The sequence below is a fragment of the Acidobacteriota bacterium genome, from assembly GCA_040752915.1.
In the GTDB taxonomy this organism is placed as follows: Bacteria; Acidobacteriota; UBA4820; order UBA4820; family DSQY01; genus JBFLVU01.
Genome location: JBFMHB010000060.1, coordinates 1 through 17916, shown reverse-complemented (window position 1 = coordinate 17916; position 17916 = coordinate 1). Strand labels below are relative to the sequence as shown.

Annotated in this window: 11 protein-coding genes and 1 pseudogene; 6 read left to right on the top strand and 6 right to left on the bottom strand. The window is 66.9% G+C overall.

Features of this window, described 5'->3' with window-relative positions; translation table 11 throughout:
* Nucleotides 1–304: 304 nt before the first annotated feature.
* From AB1824_10645 to uvrB, 5 genes are all read left to right on the top strand, one after another.
* Nucleotides 305–1666, top strand: coding sequence for a TolC family protein (locus AB1824_10645; protein MEW5765422.1), 1362 nt, complete (start codon nt 305–307; stop codon nt 1664–1666).
* 43 nt (nt 1667–1709) lie between these two features.
* The gene (locus AB1824_10640; GenBank protein MEW5765421.1) at nt 1710–2756 is read left to right on the top strand and encodes an efflux RND transporter periplasmic adaptor subunit; all 1047 of its coding nucleotides are present in this window, start codon (nt 1710–1712) and stop codon (nt 2754–2756) included.
* Entirely contained in the window at nt 2753–5986 is a 3234-nt protein-coding gene (locus tag AB1824_10635; protein MEW5765420.1) for an efflux RND transporter permease subunit, read from the top strand. Before AB1824_10640 ends, AB1824_10635 begins: the two co-directional genes overlap by 4 nt.
* Nucleotides 5987–6022: 36 nt before the next feature.
* Nucleotides 6023–6322 carry a PG0541 family transporter-associated protein gene (locus AB1824_10630; protein MEW5765419.1) on the top strand — a complete coding sequence of 100 codons (300 nt, stop codon included), beginning with the start codon at nt 6023–6025 and terminating at the stop codon, nt 6320–6322.
* 70 nt (nt 6323–6392) lie between these two features.
* Nucleotides 6393–8384: an excinuclease ABC subunit UvrB gene (uvrB, locus tag AB1824_10625; protein MEW5765418.1), complete on the top strand. Its 1992-nt coding sequence runs from the start codon at nt 6393–6395 to the stop codon at nt 8382–8384.
* Here the strand turns inward: uvrB and AB1824_10620 are convergent.
* From AB1824_10620 to AB1824_10600, 5 genes are all read right to left on the bottom strand, one after another.
* Complete coding sequence (locus AB1824_10620) at nt 8381–11044, bottom strand: carboxypeptidase regulatory-like domain-containing protein (GenBank protein ID MEW5765417.1); 2664 nt, start codon at nt 11042–11044, stop codon at nt 8381–8383. The two genes, uvrB and AB1824_10620, sit on opposite strands and share 4 nt — an antisense overlap.
* A complete protein-coding gene (locus tag AB1824_10615; protein MEW5765416.1) occupies nt 11041–11538 on the bottom strand; it encodes a hypothetical protein in 498 nt (165 codons plus the stop codon). Before AB1824_10615 ends, AB1824_10620 begins: the two co-directional genes overlap by 4 nt.
* Entirely contained in the window at nt 11535–12500 is a 966-nt protein-coding gene (locus AB1824_10610) for a hypothetical protein (GenBank protein MEW5765415.1), read from the bottom strand. The genes AB1824_10615 and AB1824_10610 overlap by 4 nt, the downstream gene beginning before the upstream one ends.
* Before the next feature lie 442 nt (nt 12501–12942).
* Entirely contained in the window at nt 12943–13470 is a 528-nt protein-coding gene (locus AB1824_10605) for a tRNA-guanine transglycosylase (protein ID MEW5765414.1), read from the bottom strand.
* On the bottom strand, nt 13425–14390 hold the full coding sequence (locus AB1824_10600) for a hypothetical protein (protein ID MEW5765413.1): 966 nt from the start codon (nt 14388–14390) through the stop codon (nt 13425–13427). Before AB1824_10600 ends, AB1824_10605 begins: the two co-directional genes overlap by 46 nt.
* A 427-nt stretch (nt 14391–14817) precedes the next feature.
* On the opposite strand from AB1824_10600, the pseudogene AB1824_10595 reads away from it, so the two are divergent.
* A pseudogene (locus tag AB1824_10595) lies at nt 14818–15342 on the top strand (helicase-related protein).
* Between the two features lie 55 nt (nt 15343–15397).
* Here AB1824_10595 and AB1824_10590 read toward each other — a convergent pair.
* A partial coding sequence (locus AB1824_10590) for a hypothetical protein (protein MEW5765412.1) occupies nt 15398–17916 on the bottom strand: 2519 nt, incomplete at its 5' end.

The following is a 17916-nucleotide window of genomic DNA, read 5'->3' as shown; positions in this document are numbered from 1 at the left end:
AAACCCCTCCGGGGTTTCCCACCCTTCCCACAGTCCCTGCTGCGGTCAGAAGGCACCGCGTTTCGGATTGATTTTTACATGAGGCAACAAATACCATTTCGGGAAGATTCTTACGTGAGGCAACAGGGGGCTGGCCCCGCATCCCCTCTCCCACGCGGCGAGGATTCCGCTCCCGGAAGCGGCGGTTCGTTACCGCCTGTCCGCCAGCGCATCTCTAAGGTTCCGGACCGACGACGTGCCGTCCGGTCGGTGATAGAATGAACCAAATCCTATGGACCGGATCTTCACTTTTCCAGGGGGAACCATGAGTCGAAGAAACCGCTTGAACTTCCGGGCCGCCTGGGCTCTCTCCGGGGTCCTTCTTTGCCTCATCGCGCCGGTCCCCGCCCGGACCCAGCAGGAAGCCCCTTCCGATGCCCTGCGTCTTACGCTGGAGGAGGCGGTCGCCTACGCCCGAGGGCACAACCCCATGGTCCTTGCCGCGAGGCAGGAAGTGGAGGCGCGGCGCGGACAGCACCGGGAAGCGGCCTCCCTGTTCTGGCCGGACCTGACCTTTACCGAGACCTACAGCCGGACGACGAACCCGGTGTACGTCTTCATGGGAAAACTCAACCAGGAACGGTTCGGGATGATGGACTTCGCCCTCCCGAACCTGAACCGTCCGGCCCCCCTGAACAACTACCAGAGCCGCGCCGAACTCACCGCTCCGCTCTTCGCGGGAGGCAAGATCAAGGCGGCCTACCGGGCCTCGCGTCTGGGAGTGGAGGCCGCCTCCAGCCAGAGCGTTTTCGCCGAGTCCAGCCTGACGAAGGCGGTCACCGAGGCCTTCCTCGGGAGCCTGCTGGCGGGGCGGGCGGCGGAGGTGATGGCCGAAACCGTCGGGACGGCGGAGGCGCACCTCCGCCAGGTGGAGGCCATGCACGGCCAGGGGTTGATCCTGGATTCGGACCTGCTTCGGATGCGGGTGTTCGTCTCGGACATGCGCCAGCAGAGAGCGGCCCGGGAGGCGGATGCCAAGGTGGCGAGGGCGTACCTCGCGTACGCCATGGGGCACGACGGGGAGGTCGAGCCCGTCGGAGAGCTGTCGGGGGAGGGAGAGGCTCCCCCCTCTCTGCAGGAGGCCCTCGAGGCGGCCCTGTCCGGCCGGGAGGACCTTCGCGCCGCCGAGCTTCAATCCCGGCAGGCCTCCGAGGGCGTGAAGATGGCCCGGGCCGACTACCTTCCGCAGGTGGGGGCCGTGGCGGCCTACGAGCAGGACACGGAGAGCTGGTCCGGCCACGGGGACAACTGGATGGTGGGGATCCAATTGCGCCTGCCGCTCTTTGACGGGGGAGCCCGGTCCGGGCGCCTGCTCACGGCCCGCTCCAGGGAGTTTCAGGCCAGGCAGGCCCTCCTGGACCTGCAGAGAAAGGTCCGTGTGGAGGTCAGGGAGGCCTGGCTCCGTCTGGAGGCGGCCTCCGAGCGGGTGTCCGTCTCCTCCGAGTCGGAGGCCCAGGCCCGAGAAAACCTCCGCATCGTGGAGCTGCGCTACAAGGAGGGCATGGCATCCATCACGGACCTGCTGGACGCGGACACGGCCCTCACGGCCTCGGCTCTCCAGAGGGCCCAGGCCGTCCACGACGAGCGCGTGGCCCGCGCCCGCCTCCAGTGGGCCATGGGCAAGTAACGGAAACGACGGGAAAGACAGGGGTGTTTCGATGAAGAACGCGATGATCTGGATCACGATGGCGGCCGCGGCGGGCCTGATGGCGTGCGGGCACAAGGTGGAAAGGCGGGACCCCGGGCCGCCGGTGACCGTTCGGGTGTCCGAGGCCGCTCCGAGGCTCATGCCCGCGGGGGAAACCTACACGGGAAGCGTCAAGAGCCGCCGGGCCGTCACGATCTCCACGAAAATGATGGGGCGGGTGCTCCGCCTTCACGTGGAGGAGGGGCAGTCGGTCCGGAAGGGTCAACCCCTCGTGGACGTGGATGCGGCGGAGGCCCAGAGCGCCTACGAACAGGCCCAGGCCGGCCTGCGGGCCGCCGAAGTGGCTGCCGCCAACGCCCGCCGAGACCTCGAACGATTCACCTCCCTCCGGGCGGAGAAGGCCGTCACAGAACACCAACTCGAACAGGTGAAGGCGGGGGCCGCCGCGGCCGAGGCCCAGAAGGCCCAGGCCGAGGCCAACCTGAAGATGGCCGGAACCCTCCTTTCCTACGGGCGCATCACGGCGCCCTCCGACGGGATCATCACCCGCAGGTGGCTGGATTCCGGAAACCTCGCTTACCCCGGGGCTCCCCTCCTCACGCTCGAAGATCCCTCGGACCTGGAAATCGGCGTGGCCGTCCCCGAGGAGCGCTCCCGACTGCTCGCTCCCGATCAGGCCGCCGACGTTCGCGTGGACGGGTTCCCCCAGCCCTTCCGGGGGACCCTCACTTCCGTCGTGCCCGCCGCCGATCCCATGAGCCGGACCTCCTCCGTGAAGGTGGCCGTGCCGCCGGGCACGAGCCTGCGGCCTGGGCAGTTCGCCCGGGTTCGGTTCGACGCCCTCGCCGAGAAGGTCCTCGCCGTCCCCGAGGAAGCGCTCCTGACCCAGGGCCAGATGGACGGCGTTTTCGTCGTCGAACAGGGCCTCGCGCGCCTCCGCTGGATCCAGACCGGCCAGAGGGAGGGAGGGTTCGTCCAGGTCCTCAGCGGACTGTCGGCCGGAGAGCGGGTCATCGCTCCCGTCCCCGCGGGCCTGCAAGACGGCACTCCCGTCGAGGTGGCGCCATGATCCGTGTGGGTCCATCGGGCTCCATCGCCCACTATTTCCTCAAGAACAAGCTGACCCTCCTCTTCGTGGTCACGTCCCTTCTTCTCGGCGCCTTCGCGGTCCTCATGACCCCGAGGGAGGAGGAGCCCCAGATCAAGGTCCCCATGGTGGACCTCTTCGTCCCCTTGCCGGGAGCCTCCCCCGAAGAGGTGGAACAGCGCGTCGTCACGCCCTTGGAGAAGCTCCTTTGGGAGATTCCGAACGTGGAGTACGTGTACTCCACCTCCAGCGCGAACATGGGCCTGATCATCGTCCGCTTCAAGGTGAACACCTCGGAGGAAACGGCGCTCCTTCGGATCTACGACAAGGTCGCCGGAAACCTGAACCAGATGCCTCCCGGGGCCCTGTTCCCCCTCATCAAGCTCAAGTCCATCGACGACGTTCCGGTTCTCGGGCTCACCCTCTGGGGAAAGGGGTTCGACGCCTACTCCCTCACCCGCATCGCCCAGGAGCTGGAAATCGAGCTTCGCGCCGTTCCCGACGTGGCCGCGGTGGAAATCCTCGGCGCCCAGAAGCGGGAGCTTCGCGTCGTCCTCGACCCCGTGCGGATGGCGGCCCACGGCGTGAACCCCCTGACCATCGCCCAGAGCCTCCAGGCCTTCAACTCGCGCCTGCCCGCGGGCTCCCTCGTCAAGGACAACCGGGAGGTCCGGCTGGAGGTGGGCTCCTGGATCCGGGACGCCCGGGACGCCGCCGCCGTCCTGGTAGGCTTCCATCAGGGCCGCCCGGTCTACCTGGGGGACGTGGCCGTCCTCGAGGACGGGCCCCCGCTCCCGGGCCAGTACGTCCTCTTTGGCGTGGGTCCGGGCGCCTCCGCCCGGGGGATCCCGCCCGAGGCGCGGGGCCAGTACCCCGCCGTCACGGTGACCGTGGCCAAGAGACCCGGAGTGAACGCCACGGCGCTCAACGAGGTGCTGCTCCAGAAAGTGGAGTCCCTTCAAGGCCGGCTGATCCCGAGGGACGTTTCGGTCACCGTCACCCGGGACTACGGGGAGAGCGCGGGGGAGAAGTCCGACGAACTCATCAAGCACCTGCTCCTGGCCACCGTCTCCGTCGTCTTGCTCATCGCCTTCATGCTGGGCTTCCGGGAATCGCTCGTCGTCGGCATCGCGGTGCCCGTCACCCTGGCCTTCACCCTCCTGATCTACTACCTGGGCGGGTACACGCTCAACCGGGTGACCCTGTTCGCCCTCATCTTTTCCATCGGCATCCTGGTGGACGACGCCATCGTCGTGGTGGAGAACATCTACCGCCACTTCGCCATGAAGGACGGACGAAGCCTCACGCGCAAGGCGATCGAAGCCGTGGACGAAGTGGGCAACCCCACGATCCTGGCCACCTTCACCGTCATCGCCGCCATCCTCCCCATGGCCTTCGTGAGGGGGATGATGGGGCCCTACATGCGCCCCATCCCCGTGGGCGCCTCGGCGGCCATGCTCATCTCCCTGGTGGTGGCCTTCATGGTTTCCCCCTGGGCGGCCTTCAAGCTCCTGAAAAACAAAGTCCATGTCGGAGAGGAGCACGAGGGCGGGGTCATGGGCCGCCTCCTGGGCCTGTACCGGCGGGTGATGACCCGCCTGACCCACGACCGGCGGATGGGCCTGCTCTTTCTGGCCGGGAACCTCCTCCTCCTGGCCCTTTCGGTGGCCCTGGTGGTCTTCAAGGTCACCAAGGTCAAGATGCTCCCCTTCGACAACAAGAGCGAGTTTCAGGTGGTCCTCGACCTGCCCGAGGGGGCCTCGCTGGAGAGGAGCCTGCAGACGGCCCAGGCCATGGCCCAGAAGCTCACCGAAATGCCCGAGGTCACGGACTACCAGATCTACGCCGGCACCTCCGGGCCCATCACCTTCAACGGCCTGGTCCGCCACTACTACCTCCGCCAGATCCCCCACGCGGCGGACATCCAGGTCAACCTTCTCCCCAAGCACGCCCGGAGCCGCCAGAGCCATGACCTGGCCAAGGAGGCCCGCACCCTTCTGGAGCCTCTGGCGGCGGAACTCGGAGTCGCCCTGAAGGTCGTGGAGATCCCGCCGGGGCCCCCGGTCCTCTCGACCCTCGTGGCCGAGATTTACGGCCCCGATCTCGGGGGGCAATTCCAGGCGGGGCAGGAGGTTCTGAAGATCTTCCGGGACACGGCCGGCGTCGTGGACGCCGACATCTACGCCGTGGCCCCCCAGGAGCAAATCGACCTGGTGGTGGACCCCAGGAAAGCTTCCGCCGCCGGCCTCTCCGTGGCCGAGGTGAGCCAGGCGGTCTCCATGGCCGTCCACGGCGCCACCGTGACCCTGGCCCACATGCCGCGGGAGCGCGAGACGGTGCCGATCACCCTCCGCATGCCCCGCGAGTCCCGCTTCGATCTCGCCGCCCTCTCCTCCCTGCAGATTCAGAACCGGCAGGGGACGCTCATCCCCGTGTCGCAGGTGGTGGACGTTCGAAAGGCCGCGATCCCCCAGGAGATCTACCACAAGAACCTCAGGCGCGTGGTGTATGTGGTCGGGGACGTGGCGGGGGTGGAGGAGAGCCCTGTCTACGCCATGTTCAAGCTCAACCGCGCCCTCGACGGCCTCCGCCTGCCCGACGGGACCACGGGCCTGAAGCGCTTCTACACGGCGGTCCCGCTCCTTTCCGACCGATACGCCGTCAAGTGGGACGGGGAGTGGCAGATCACCTACGAGGTCTTCCGGGATTTGGGGATCGCCTTCGCCCTGGTGCTCGTGTTCATGTACATCCTGGTGGTGGGATGGTTCAAGAGCTACCTGACGCCCCTGGCCATCATGACGCCCATCCCCCTGTCCCTGGTTGGGATCCTTCCCGCCCACGCCGCCGCCGGCGTCTTCTTCACGGCCACCTCCATGATCGGGTTCATCGCGCTGGCGGGCATCGTCGTCAGAAATTCCATTCTCGTGATCGATTTCGCCGAGATGAAAATGCGCCAGGGGATGCCCCTCAAGGACGCCGTGGTGGAAGGGGGAGCCGTGCGTTTCCGGCCCATGCTGCTCACGGCCCTGGCCGTCGTCGTGGGTTCCTCGGTCATGCTGGCGGATCCCATCTTCCAGGGCATGGCCGTGGCCCTCATGGCCGGGGAAGTGGCGTCCACCCTCCTGTCCTGGGGCGCCATCCCCATCCTGTACGTCCTTTTCTACGGCGACAAGCCGCCCGTGGAGGACGAGGCCCTCGAGGAAGAGGAGTGAGTTCCCGTTCGATCGCGACGGAAGCGGAGTCTGGATATGAAGATGCTCTTTCTGGTGACGGACAGCGAATACGAACCCCACTGCATGAACACGCTGAGGGAGAAGGGCGTGACCGGGTACACCGTGATCCCAGAAGTGTGGGGCGCGGGGGCGTCGGGCATGAAGAGGGGGGACCGGATCCACCCCGGAGCTTCCGTGGTGGTGGTTTCGGTGGTCCCCGACGAGGCGGTCCCCGGCCTGATGGACTGCATCCGCCAGTGCAAGGAGGACCACAAGCTCTGCGAATCCACCCACGCGTGGGTCCTTCCGGTGGAGGCCGCCCTCCACGACGTCTGATGGCTCCGGGCGTAGAATGGCCCTCCCGCGGGGCGGCCCCGGTCCGCCGCCCCGCGTTTCCGGAGGGGCCATGAGCCGGCGGTTCATCCTTCACGCACCCTTCGAGCCCACGGGCGACCAGCCCCGGGCCATCGAGGACCTCGAGAACCGGATCCGGGGAGGCGCACGCCACTCCACGCTCTTGGGCGTCACGGGCTCGGGAAAGACCTTCACCATGGCGGCCCTCGTGGAGCGCCTCCAGCGGCCCACCCTGGTCCTGGCCCACAACAAGACCCTGGCCGCCCAGCTCTTCTCCGAGTTCAAGCAGTTCTTCCCCGAGAACGCCGTCGAGTACTTCGTTTCCTACTACGACTACTACCAGCCCGAAGCCTACGTGCCCTCCACCGACACCTACATCGAGAAAGAGTCCACCATCAACGAGGAGATCGACCGCCTCCGCCTGTCGGCCACACGAAGCCTCCGCGAGAGGAAGGACGTCCTCATCGTGGCGTCGGTTTCCTGCATCTACGGCCTCGGAGAGCCCGAATCGTACTACGGCATGACCCTCCGGGTGGCCCGGGGGGAGCCTCTGGACCTGCAGAAGACCCTGAGGCGCCTGGTGGACATGCTCTATACCCGGACGCCCTCGGTCCTGGAGCGCGGGCGCTTCCGCGTGCGGGGGGACGTCCTGGAGGTTCACCCCTCCTACGCCGACGAGGTTCTCCGGGTGGAACTCTTCGGGGACGAGGTGGAGGGCCTGTTCCGGGTGGACCCCCTGACCGGGGAGATCCTCGAAGAGCTGGACGAGGTCGTCCTCTATCCCAGGACGCACTACGCCACTCCCAGGGAGACGGTCCTGGCCGCCGTGGAGACCATCAAGACCGAACTCAAGGAGCGCCTGGGGGAACTGGAGGCGCAGGGAAGGCTCCTCGAAGCCCAGCGCCTCTCCCAGCGCACCCGCTTCGACCTGGAAATGCTGGCCGAGACGGGCTTCTGCAACGGCGTGGAGAACTACTCCCGGCACCTCACGGGCCGGGGCCCCGGCGAGCCGCCCCCCACACTTCTGGAGTACCTCCCGACGGACGCCCTGGTCTTTCTGGACGAGTCCCACATGACCGTCCCCCAGCTCCAGGCCATGTACCGGGGAGACAGGTCTCGGAAGCAGACCCTGGTGGACTACGGCTTCCGTCTCCCGTCGGCCCTGGACAACCGGCCCCTGAAGTTCGAAGAGTTCAACGCCCTGGCGCCCCGCATCGTCTACGTTTCGGCCACCCCAGCCGCCTACGAACTGGGCGTCTCGGGCGGCGTCTCCGCGGAGCAGGTCGTCCGCCCCACGGGCCTCATGGACCCGGTGGTGGAGATCCGCCCGGCCACGGGACAGGTGGAGGACCTCTACCGGGAGTGCCGGGAGGTGACCGCGGGCGGCCAGCGCGTCCTTGTCACGACGCTCACGAAGAAAATGGCCGAGGAGTTGACGGCGTATTTGAAGAACCTGGGCCTGCAGGTGGCCTACCTCCATTCGGACATCGACACCCTGGAGCGCGTCAAGATCCTGAGGGAATTGAGAAAGGGGACCATCGAGGTCCTGGTGGGCGTGAACCTCCTGAGGGAGGGCCTCGACCTTCCCGAGGTGAGCCGGGTGGCCGTCCTGGACGCCGACAAGGAGGGCTTCCTCCGGAGCCGGGGCGCCCTCATCCAGACCATGGGGCGGGCGGCCCGCAACGTGGAGGGCAAGGCCATCCTCTACGCCGACTCCATGACCGACTCCATGCGCGCCGCCGTGGAGGAGACCACGAGACGGCGGGCCAAGCAGGAGGCCTACAACGCCGCCCACGGCATCACGCCCCAGTCCATCGTGAAAAGCCTCGACACGATCCTCTCCAGCGTCTTCGAGCGGGATTACTACGCCGTGCCGAAGGTGGCCGAAGAGGAGGCCCCCTACGCCGATCCCGAGGAGGCGGCCCGGCAGATCGCCGCGCTCGAGAAGGAGATGTACGCCGCCGCCGAGGTCCTGGAGTTCGAGAAGGCCGCCGAACTCAGGGACCGCGCCGAAGCCCTCCGCCGCCGCCTCGTGGGGCCCTAAGAGGTGGGGCGTCGAAGCCGGAGCACGAGGGAATTCGGACGCGGCATCGAAAGGTCTACCACCGCTTCCGCCGCTCCCCGTTCGGGGTCGGAGGCCCGAATCCGGACCCTTGCCGGGGCCAGACCCGAGATGGAAAAGGCTCCAGCGCCGTCGGTCGTGGTGTTGCCATCGGGAAGGGCACCTTGGCCGGCGTACTCCCACTGGACGGGAAGGGCCGGCACAGGATCGCCTTGCTCGTTTTCCACCCGCCCGGACAGGACGAGCCCTTGGAAGTCCCAAACCACCGTCTCTTTTGGGGTTTCGGGAACCACCACCGGCCGCGTCCAGCGTCCGCCGTTCCAGGAAAGGACGGCTGTCCCCGGCCCCACCGGGCACTCGACGAGCAAGGCGAACCCTCCTCCGTCCGTGGGAGCCGAGGCGAGGGGGGACGGAAAACCCAGAACGATCATTCCTTCAGGAGTTCCGATGGCGAGGGGGGCTCCCTGCGCCTCGTCGTGAGCCGCTTCGAACGAGAGGACAGCCCCGGCGGCGGGGCGTCCGTCCAACCGAGCCTGGACGGGAAGGTTCACACCGTCGAGGAAGATTCGAAGCTCTTGGTCTTCCAAGGACCCATCCACCTGGAGCGGCCTCCGGATTTTCGGCACGATGGAGAAGGGCTCGAAGACGGCCAGGGTGTACCCACCCGGCGCAACGGGTCCCAACCGGAACAGTCCTTCTCGATCGGCCGTAGCCGATGGCCCTTCATAGTCGAGCACTCCGCTCTGAAGCACCACGCGGTAGCCGGACCAGTCCTTTGGAAGGCGGGCCATGAGGCGGCCCTTCACCGTAACCTCCTCTTGCAGAGAGAGGGTTCCCGCCTCCACGTCCTCACCCTCAACGCGCACGACGCCGCTCCGGCCGCCGAGGTCGCCCACCCGCGCTTCCACTCGATACGTCCCGTCGGGGACCCCGAAGAAGGCGAAGGTGCCGTCTTCCTCCTTCCGATCGGCTTTGAAGGACTTTTCAGCCCCGCTGGCAACTTCCCTTGGGCCCATTTCCCGTTTCAGCCAGATTTCCGCCTCTCTTGCGTCGAGGTTTTCTCCCTCCTTGGACTCTAGGCGGCCGCTCACCTTCGGCCGGGTGCCGAGATAGAGGATTCCGGCATCCGAGACGATGCCCGTCTCTACTTCCACGGTTTTCAGCGGGCTTCTCCTTCCAGCCGCGGAGGCCTGCAGGCGGTAGCGGCCTTCTTCGAGGCCGAAAACGGAGAAGGAGCCGTCCTCCTCCAACGTGGCATCGAAGCCGGCCCCTTGCGAGCTGATCCCCGAGAGGGCCTCCACGCGGACTCGCAGACTCTCCGGCGCATGCCCCTCGCCCTCCTCCTCCACCCTGCCCGTGATCCCCGCACCCCGCGTGAGGACGATCGCGCATTCCCCGGCCTTCTCCACGGGGAGGTTCCGGAGTTCCCCTTCCAGGTAGTCGTCCGCCGAGACAAAGAGGTCCCACGGGGCGTCCCCTTCGGCCTGGGGCGGAAGGGAAAAGTGGCCCCGGGCATCGGTGATGGCATACGGCCGCCCTCCCGGCACACCGAGCGTCACAACCGCACCGTTCACGGGCCGTCCCTCACCACTCCGGACGAATCCTTCGAGAACCACCGCCTTCGACAAATGGACGGCGACCTCCGAGGCAGGAGGAACCTTGAGGGCGATTTCCTCCCCTGCGCACCCCTCCGCCTGCACAAGGATCTTGCAGGGGTAACCCTGCGGGAAGACGGTCCCGCACTCCCCCTCGTAGGCCCATTCCTCGGAGGTCGAAAGCCACGGAAGGCCGAGGTGGGCATAGCGAACCTCGGCCCGCCATTTGTGGGGGGTCCTTTCTGGGAGTCCGATGCGGACGCGTACCGGGTTGGCTCGGGCAAGGACCACCCGCTTCGGTCCTTCTCTCGGGGGCACCTCCAGAACACCGTGGCCCTTGGCCCAGGCCAGAAGGGAAAGCGAGGCCTCTTCCGCGCCAAGGGACACGAACCCTTGCGCGTCCGCTCGCAAGCGGCGGATCGCTTGCTCTTTCTGGCGCGCAAGTTCCAGGGGGTGGAGCGGTGACGAGGGAGGTAGGAAAAGGACCGACGCGCCTCCCAGGGCGCGGTGGTTTGAGTCCTCCAAGCGCAGGCTCCCCGGCGGGGCGGGCTCGGCCTTCAGCAGAACCGGCGGAGAGCCGGCCTCCACGACCGTGGCGGAGGGAAGAAAGACCGGCGTGGCGATCCAAAGGAGGGCCGTCCCCCCCGGTTCAAGAAAGAGACATGCCTTCCCTTGGCTGTCTGTCCACACTCGTCCCATGGGCTCGGGGAGGTTGGACCAGTTCGCCGGTCGGTACTCCAGCTCCACATCTCGAAGAGGGTTCCCCGAGCCATCCCGAACGAGAACCTCATTCGCGACACCCTGGGAAACCTCCGCAGGAATCCGGCTTCCAGATTCCACCGCCAGGAATCCGCGGCCTTGTTGCCAGAGCAGGAGCGGCCCTGGTGATGCCGTCCCAATCCAATCGCGGGGAACGCTGCGACACTCTGCCCCTTCGCCCGCCGGCACCACCCAGCAGGGAGACGCCCCCTCCTCCGTAGCGAAAACAAGAAACGGCGCGAGACAAAGCCCCGCCACGAGCCCGACGGAACTGAATCCCTTTCTCATGGTTCGTCCTCCACCTCTCCCGCCAGCGCCAAGGCCAACCGAGCCAACTCCGCCTGGCGGGCAGGCGGCCGGGGAACCTTTGCCGCGAGGGTGACCGATGGCCGGGGAGCCCTTCGAACGAGCAGGAGGAAGGGGCGTTTCTCTCCATTGGCATCATAGAATTTCAGGAGGGAGGCCAACTCGGCGTTCCACACGTAGGGCACGCCGAGCCCCTCCTCCGGTCTGGGCGGCGCGGGCGCCGCCACCATGCAGACGAGCGCTCCCCCCTTTTCGAGCCCCTTAAGTTCCTCCACGAGGGGAGCATACCGGCAGGGGCACCCGGCCGAAGGGTAGAGGAGGGCCACAATCCTTGCCTCCCGCGGAAGAACCGGCGGCAGAGCCTGGGCGAGGTCGGGTGGCTCTTCGAATTCGCAGCATGAAAACGTCCATAGCCCCACGCACAGGGCCACTGCCAACCCTCGGACGAGATGGCGGCAAGGTTCCTTTCGGATCATGCCCCGGTCTTCTTCTTCGAAGGCGATGCGTCGCGCCCCAGGCTCTCCGGCTGGCCTTGCAGGAAAGGCCATTCGTAGAGTTCGGTCACCTGCGTGTAATGACTGGTCAGTCTGCGGAGGATCAGGAAGGCCCCCCGGGCCTTCAGCGTGTCCGCGACTTCCACCCCTTCCTGCAGATCCAGCGCCCGTGGGAAGGGAACTTCCTGCGCCCCGGCTTCTTGGAAATTCCCGTCCAGCCACTCCACCCGTAGCGCGGTCAACCCCGGTCTTCGTTTTTGCCAGACCACACCCAGATACGCCCCAGCGGGAATCAGCCCTATGACTCGGTCGCGCGCAAGGCTCTTCAGGGTGTTTTCCTTGGATTCCGAGGCGGGCGGCGGAAGTTCCGGCTTCGCCTTTTCCGGGGCAAAGCGCTTCAAGAGAGTCCCTTCGCCTGAAAAGAGGCAAAGGGACAGCGGAAGGCTGCGAGCCAGCACCCAGCCATGATCCGGCCATTCGACCCAGGACGAATAGGCGTTCCACAACCCCGCCGTCTCCAGCTCCGGGGTTCCGGCCTCCATCTGCTCGTAGGCCCTTTCGTCCTTCCCTTTCCAATCGGTGGACAGTAGGGTTGCGTAGGGTCCTTTCCCTCGGCCCTCCTCCCCGGGCCCCAACCACGCCAGGTATGTGAAGAAGAGCCGACTGGGGGTCAGAAAGAGCCCTTGGGGGGCGTACCAGGCGGGCGGGACCTTGAGGCGTCCCTCCTCCCCCCTCTCGCTGAAGAAGCGAATGCGAGCATCTCCCTCCACGACCGCCACCGTGCCGCCGGCTTGCGCAAGGCGCCAGCCCTCGCGCAAGGGGTGTCCCGATTCGCCCCCGGCCACATCTCGGAGCCTTCTTCCCCGCGCATCGTAAACCACCAGGCGGTCCTCGGTCCCGTCCAAGACCCAGAGCCTTCCACCGGAGAAGACCAGGTCGCGCACCTCCCGAATCGCCGGCTCCAGCGAAAAGGCACGGATCCGATCCATAGCGGGAAGCCGCGGCCTTCCAACAGCGTTGTTCTGATCTGCTTCGGAAGAGGCCAAAGCACTTGCGTAAAGAAGCAGCGCCCCCCCCAGCAATGCCTGCAGCGCTTTCCGACCAAGAGACATGCCGCCCCCCTTTTTCACGTGCTAGGGATAGACATCCGCCGCGTCGCACCCTTCGGAAGTCGGTACTCCGCAGTAGGGCGGGTTGTACCCCAACCACCTTCGATGATAGTGCCTCGGCGGCAGGGAGAACGTCGCAAGGGCGGCACAGAGCAAGGCCAGGAACAGAAGAAAGCTCCCGGTTTTTTCATGGTGGACCTCCCTTTCAGGTTCTTTCAATCGCTTCAAGGAAAAGGGGCGGCATGTCCCTGGCCGGGATGTTTATCATTTTTTGATGTCAAGGGTGCGGAAGGGATCGCGGAAGCTGGGGCGGAAATCGCCCCTCGTCCCCCCGGCGGAACGCCTCCGCGGCGAGGTCCGAGAGCCGCCCGTCGACGAGGGCCTCCCGGATCCGGGCCATGAGGCGGTGGTAGCAGGTCAGGCTGTGCAGGGTGTTCAGAACCAGCCCCGTGGGGTCGTTGGCCAGAAAGAGGTGGTGGAGGTAGGCCCGGGGGACTTTCCGGCAGGTCCAGCAGGGGCAGCCGGGGGAAGGCAAGACCAGTGCCGCTACCTTCGTCTTTCTTGAGACGAGAGCTGCCCCCAAGTCGACATCGGTGTCCGCCTGGATCGAACACGCCGCGGCAAACGTCAAGAAGACCCCCGCCAGAAGGAGGCACAGCCGGACGGGAACGCGATGCCCGAAAGGTCGCTCGACCGAGGGAGACTCCGCTCCGCGTGCCGCTTGAGGCCCACTCCCCAGAAGGCCTTGGATCAACCGGCTCACCTCGCCGTCGCCATCCTTTCTTCCGAAGCCAGGAAAGGCCATTCGTACAAGGAGGTGCGGCTGGCATAGAACCCTTGCATACTATAAAGCAGAAGCACCACCCTCCTGCCTTCCTGTTCCGCGGCGACAGTCAGAATGTCCCACTGGGTCAGCATCTTGGGAAACGCCACTTCGTGTCGTCCCATAGGCTCCCAGCGACCGTCTCTCCATTCGATTTCCACGTGGTTTTTTCCCCCCGTCCTCCTCTGCCAGACCACGCCCAGGTAGTCCCCCGCCGGAACGAGCCCGATCACCCGGTCCGTCGCCAAGAGGTTCAGCGTGTGTTCCTTGGAATCGGTGGGCAGCGGGGGGAGTCCAGATGGCGGCCTTTCCGGGTAGCGCCGGAGAAGTTCTCCCTTTGCGGAAAAAAGATACAATTGGAACGGCAGCGACCGGGCGACAACCCACCCGTGGCCTCTCCATTCCGCACAATTGGAATAGGCATTCCAGAGTCCTGCCGCCTTCGCCGCGGCGGTGCCCGCCTGGACGCTCTCGTATTCCTTCGGATTCTTGCCTACCCAATCGGTGGAGAGGAGCGTCGCGTAGCGTCCTCGGGGATCGCGATCCAGCTCTCTTCCCGGTCCCATCCAACTCAAGTAGGTAAAGAAGAGGCGGTACGGCGTAAAAAAGAAACCCACGCTGGGGTACCAATCGTGGGGCACGCGGAGTCGTTTCACCCGCCCGTCCTTTGAAAGGAGGAGGATCCGATCCTCCCCCTCCACCAGGCCCAGCCAGCCGCTCGAGGCCGCCATGTTGGTGACTTCGCCGATAGGGACGTTCGATTCCGCCCCCTTCAGTTCCTTTTTCCATTTTCCTCGAGCGTCAAACACGTGCAGGCGGCCTTCGGAAGCGTCCAAGACCCAGAGATCCTCTCCATCCGCGGCGACCTGGACCTGCTCACCGATGGGCCGGTCTAAGGTCAACGGACGAATCGTGCCCAGAGTGGGAACCATTGAGCTAGGAGAGGGGGGATGGAGGACCGTGGGTGCCCAGGGTGCCGACACCAGCGAAACGAAGACGAAAACAGAGGCCATAACCGGTGATGCCCGTCGGGACATGCCGCCCTCCTCGTCCGACGTTTACGGGTAGACGTCTACCGCATAGCAACCGCTATCGGACACAGCACCGCAAATGATTTTCCCTCCTACATACTCTCGAAAGTAGTGCCTCGGCGGCAGGGAGAACGTCGCAAGGGCTACACAGAGCAAGGCCAGGAACAGAAGAAAGCGTCCCATTCTCTTCATGGGTGACCTCCGTTTATGCACCTTCTTAACCGCGATACAGACAAGGGGCAGCATGTCCCTGGCTGGCGTGTTTATCATTTTTTTTTCTTTTGAAGTCAAGAGTTGGGAATTGAGAAAGGGGACCATCGAGGTCCTGGTGGGCGTGAACCTCCTGAGGGAGGGCCTCGACCTTCCCGAGGTGAGCCGGGTGGCCGTCCTGGACGCCGACAAGGAGGGCTTCCTCCGGAGCCGGGGCGCCCTCATCCAGACCATGGGGCGGGCCGCCCGCAACGTGGAGGGCAAGGCCATCCTCTACGCCGACTCCATGACCGACTCCATGCGCGCCGCCGTGGAGGAGACCACGAGACGGCGGGCCAGGCAGGAGGCCTACAACGCCGCCCACGGCATCACGCCCCAGTCCATCGTGAAAAGCCTCGACACGATCCTCTCCAGCGTCTTCGAGCGGGACTACTACGCCGTGCCGAAGGTGGCCGAGGAGGAGGCCCCCTACGCCGATCCCGAGGAGGCGGCCCGGCAGATCGCCGCGCTCGAGAAGGAGATGTACGCCGCCGCCGAGGCCCTCGAATTCGAGAAGGCCGCCGAACTCAGGGACCGCGCCGAAGCCCTCCGCCGCCGCCTCGTGGGGCCCTGAAACGACCAGGCGGCGGGCCGGAGCCCGCCGCCGCTCGCCTGCTTCGCGAAAGACCCTATTCGATGACGATCTGGATGGAGGACCCGGACTTCACGAGCTTGAGGGTCTTCTGGTTGTTATCCATGAGTTCGTAGAAGACCAGCGGGCGCCCGTTGTCGGTCAGGATCGTGGGGTCGGGGTCCAGGGTGCCGCTGGTCACGTTCCGCAGGTATCCCTTGTCGTCGTCCGCCGTACCGGGGGCCGAGGGCTGGAGGCCGTCGCTTCCCTCGGAGGCGTTGAACGCATGGTTCGGGCCGATGGTCTCCAGGGAAGGATAGGGCGGAGTCGCCACCGGGTGCGTGAAGATGGGCCGCCGGTCCTGGCTGAGGCTCGTCATCGCGTCCGACCGGAGGAGGTGGATGGCCGTTCCCACCACCACCGGCGCGCTCCAGTCCGAGGTGCCGGTGGGGGACAGGGTCGCCGTGCCGCTGAGGATCGCCCCGTCCGACAAGGGGCCCACGCCCGAGAGGGTCCAGGCCCCCGTCACCGGGTCGGCCGTCGTCGTGCCCAGGTAGACCCCGTCCGCGTAGACGTCCACCACCGCGCCGGGCTCCGAGGTGCCCGACACGGTCACGGCGCCCGCCGGAACCGGCCCGGTGATGACGGGCGGCGGCGTCACCCCCGAGGCGTCGGCGGACACCCGGACCACGTTGGAGTCCCCGCTCACGGACTTTCCGGCGGCCTGCACCGTGGCCTTGACCAGGTCTCCCGCGGCGAGGGGGATGCCGGCCAGGCTCCAGGAGCCGTCGGCGTTCACCGTCGTCGTACCCACCGACCCGCCGTTCACATACACCGTAATCACGGATCCCGCCGCCTCCACGCTGCTCCCGTAGATCGTCTGGGAAGATCCGGCCAGGAGAGAGGCGCTCACGATGGGCGGGGTGCTCCGCACGGCCAGGACCGTGACAGGGGCCGAAGGGGTCGAGGTTCCGTGGCCGCCCGCCTCGTCGGTGGCGGTGGCCCGCAGGACCGTTCCCTCCGACAGGGGCCCGATTCCGGAGAGGGTCCAGCTTCCGCCGGCCTGGACCGTCGTGGTTCCCAGGAAGACCCCGTCGGCGTACACGTCGATCCGGGTCCCCGCCGGACTCGAGGAGGTTCCCGACACCGTGGTGGCACCCGCGTAGACCGGAGAGTCGATGACGGGGCTCGGCGTGCGGTCCGCCGCGTTGGCCGAAACCACGACTTCCGGGCTCGGTGCCGAAGTCCCCAAGCCGTGCGCCTCGTCCGTGGCCGTGGCCTCCACGACCTGGCCGTCCCGCAAGGTGACCCCGCCGGCGAGGTTCAGCGTCCACGTCCCCACCGAGGTGACCGTCGTGCTCCCGACATACACGCCATCCACGAACACGTCGATGCGCGTTCCCTCGGGGCTCGTGGAGGTCCCGCTCACGCGCACGGCGCCCGCGTAAATGGGGCTCGTGACCCACGGCGGAGGGGTGACCTCCGAAGCGTCCTGCGCCACCGTGACCTCCGCCGACAGGGCCGAGGTCTGTCCCCCGGCGCTGACGGTGGCCTCGAGGGTGTCTCCGTCGGCCAGGGGCGTTCCAAGACCCGTGAGGCTCCAGGTGCCGTCGGCCTGCACCATCGCCGTCCCGATGGGCGTGCCGCTCTTGTAGACCGTGAGGAGCGAACCCGCGGGCGCCGTGGAGGTTCCCGTGACCGCCGTCGCCCCGGCCGTCAGCGGGCTGTCCACCACCGGCGGCGCCGGGGTCACCACCACCTTGTTCGAGAGGGCCGACTGGGACGCGCCCGTTCCCGCCGTCGCCGTGATGCTTTCCCCGCCAACCAAGCCGATAATCCCGGACAGACTCCACGTCCCGTCGGCCTGCACCGTCGTCGTCCCGATGGAAACCCCGTTGCTGTACACCGTGATGGTCGTCCCGGCCGGCGACGAAGACGTTCCCGCAATGGCGTTACCGAAGGGGCTCGCCACGATGGGCCCGGACACCACCGGCGCCGGGTGCTGAACCGTCACGACGTTGGAATCGGCCGAGGTCTGCCCGCCCGCCGTCACCGTCGCCTGGATCGGATCCCCCGCCGCGAGGGCCGGGGAAATCCCCGTCAGGCTCCACGTCCCGTCGGAGAGCACCGTCGTCGTCCCGAGGAGCGAGCCGTTCTTGTAGACCGTGAGGAGCGAACCCGCGGGCGCCGTGGAGGTCCCCGTGACCGTCGTCGCCCCGGCCGTCAGCGGGCTGTCCACCACCGGCGGCGCCGGGGTCACCACAACCGTGTTCGAGGACGCCGACTCGGACGCCCCCAACCCTGCCTTGGCCGTGATGGATTCGCCGCCCACCAGGCCCGTCACCCCCGTCAGGGTCCACGTCCCGTCGGCCTGAACCGTCGTCGTCCCGATGGAAAGCCCGTCCTTGTATACCGTGATGGTCGTCCCGGCGGGAGACGCGGAGGTCCCCGCAATGGAACCGTCACCGGCCGCGATGGGCCCGGACACCACCGGTGCCGGGTGCTGAACCGTGACGACGTTGGAGCCGGCCGAGGTCTGCCCTCCCGCCGTCACCGTCGCCTGGATCGGATCCCCCG

What these genes read in the sequence shown, in the direction of transcription:
- AB1824_10645 (MEW5765422.1), top strand. Translation starts at nt 305, where the DNA reads ATGAGTCGAAGAAACCGCTTGAACTTCCGGGCCGCCTGGGCTCTCTCC.
- AB1824_10640 (MEW5765421.1), top strand. Translation starts at nt 1,710, where the DNA reads ATGATCTGGATCACGATGGCGGCCGCGGCGGGCCTGATGGCGTGCGGG.
- AB1824_10635 (MEW5765420.1), top strand. Translation starts at nt 2,753, where the DNA reads ATGATCCGTGTGGGTCCATCGGGCTCCATCGCCCACTATTTCCTCAAG.
- AB1824_10630 (MEW5765419.1), top strand. Translation starts at nt 6,023, where the DNA reads ATGAAGATGCTCTTTCTGGTGACGGACAGCGAATACGAACCCCACTGC.
- uvrB (MEW5765418.1), top strand. Translation starts at nt 6,393, where the DNA reads ATGAGCCGGCGGTTCATCCTTCACGCACCCTTCGAGCCCACGGGCGAC.
- AB1824_10620 (MEW5765417.1), bottom strand. Translation starts at nt 11,044, where the DNA reads ATGAGAAAGGGATTCAGTTCCGTCGGGCTCGTGGCGGGGCTTTGTCTC.
- AB1824_10615 (MEW5765416.1), bottom strand. Translation starts at nt 11,538, where the DNA reads ATGATCCGAAAGGAACCTTGCCGCCATCTCGTCCGAGGGTTGGCAGTG.
- AB1824_10605 (MEW5765414.1), bottom strand. Translation starts at nt 13,470, where the DNA reads ATGGCCTTTCCTGGCTTCGGAAGAAAGGATGGCGACGGCGAGGTGAGC.